Raw genomic sequence first — 2,213 nt, 5'->3', positions numbered from 1 at the left:
GTCACCGACGGCGACGCGGCGCTGGTCGTGGTGGACCTGAGGACCGGCAAGGTGAAGCAGCGCGTCGGCACCAACAAGGCGGACGAACTGCGCATCCCCAACGGCTCGGTCGGCCAGGAGTCCCCGGTCTACTCGCCGGACGGCAAGCAGCTGTGGCTGGGCCAGCTGGACGGCTACACCCGGTTCACCGTGCAGCCCGACGGCACCCTCGCCGCCCCGGTGGCGGTGAAGATCCCGGCGGACGGGGAGAAGCACGCGCTGGCCTCCGGGGCGGTGTTCTCCGCCGACGGCTCGACGGTGTACGCCGCCGTCAACGGGCAGAACCGGGTGGTCGCGATCGACGCGGCGACCGGCGCGGTCCAGCGGAGCTGGACGGTCGGCAACGCGCCGCGCGGCGTCGTCCGGGTCGGCGGGAAGCTGTACGTCTCGAACGAGGGCGGGCGCGCGGCCACCGCCGGGGACACCACGATCAACTCCTACGGCACCCAGGTCCCGGCCGACCCGGCGACCGCCGCCACCACCACCGGCACGGTCAGCGTGATCGACCTCGCCGACCCGGCCGCCGCCGTCGGCACCATCGCCGTCGGCCTGCACCCGACCGCGCTGTACGCGAAGAACGGGGTGCTGTTCGTCGCCGACACCGCGAGCGACGAGGTGTCGGTGATCGACACCGCGCACGACAAGGTCGTCCAGACCGTCTCCACCAAGCCGTGGCCGGAGGCCTCCGTCGGCTACGAGCCCACCGCGGTGACGCTCACCGAGGACGGCCGGCTGCTGGTCACCCTCGGCCGGGCCAACGCGGTGGCCGTCTACCGCTTCGCCGGCGCGCAGGAGCCGGTGAGCTACGTCGGCCTGCTGCCCACGGACTACTTCCCGGCGGAGGTCGCCACCGTCGGCTCGGAGGTGATCGTCTCCAACACCCGTGGCATCGACGCCCGGCGGCCCAACAGCACCGGCGCCCACAAGACCCACGACACTACCTCCAGCCTCACCCGGTTCACGCTGCCGAGCGACAAGGTGATCCGCGCGCAGACCGCCAAGGTGTTCCAGCAGAACGGCTGGACGAACAACGCGGTCAAGCTCGCGAACGGCCACAAGGCGAAGGAGGAGGTGGTGCCGAAGCGGATCGGCGACCCTTCGCCGATCAAGCACGTCTTCCTGATCGTCAAGGAGAACCGGACCTACGACCAGGTCTTCGGCGACGTCGCCGAGGGCGACGGCGACCCGAAGCTGGCCCAGTTCGGCGCCGCCGTGACGCCCAACCAGCACGCCCTGGCCGAGCAGTTCGGGCTCTACGACAACACCTACGACATCGGCACCAACTCCGCCGAGGGCCACAACTGGCTGATGCAGGCGGACAACCCGGAGTACACCGAGTCCTCAGCCGGCGAGTACGAGCGCAGCTACGACACCGAGGACGACGCCCTGGGCCACCAGCGCTCGGGCTTCCTGTGGACGGGCGCGCGGGCGGCGGGGAAGACCGTGCGCGACTTCGGCGAGTTCCACCAGTTCCTCGACAAGCCCGCCGACGCCACCTGGCAGAACCTGTACTGCGACGCCAGGACCATGGACGCGACCGGGCAGGGCAGCGCCTACGCCCTCAAGTCCTCCTCGCCGATCCCCTCGCTCAACAGCGTCTCGGTGCCCGGCTTCCCGAGGTTCGACACCGACGTGCCGGACCTGTACCGCTACCAGGTCTGGAAGCAGGACTTCGAACGGAACGGCCCGGCGAACCTCAACATGCTCTGGCTGTCCAGCGACCACACCGGCGGCCCGGCCAGCCCGGCCGCGCAGGTCGCCGACAACGACCTGGCGACCGGGCGGATCGTCGACGAGATCACCCACAGCCCGTACTGGAAGGACTCGGCGATCTTCGTCGTCGAGGACGACTCCCAGGCGGGCCTCGACCACGTGGACGGCCACCGCGCCCCGATCCAGATCATCAGCCCCTGGGCGCAGCACGGGGCCGTGGACAGCCGCTACTACTCGCAGATCACGATGGTCCGCACCATCGAGCAGATCCTCGGCATCCACCCGATGAACCAGAAGGACAGCGCGGCCAGCCCGATGACCGGGGCCTTCACCGACCGGCCGGACTACACGCCGTTCACCGCGGTGCCGAACCGGACCTCTTTGACCGACGACCAGGTGAAGATCCGTGGCTTCCGGATCGAACTCGGTGAGTTCGAGGCGGTGTTGGCGGCCCACCCGGC

1 protein-coding gene is annotated in these 2,213 nt (G+C 70.3%); it reads left to right on the top strand.

Translation table 11 applies throughout. The features are described 5' to 3' along the window. Nucleotides 1-2,213 (top strand): alkaline phosphatase family protein (locus tag ACWDCZ_RS40570; RefSeq protein WP_449818621.1); only part of this gene is annotated, 2,213 nt, incomplete at both ends.

The organism is Kitasatospora sp. NPDC001225, from assembly GCF_053597855.1.
This window is presented reverse-complemented; position numbering and strand designations above follow the sequence as displayed.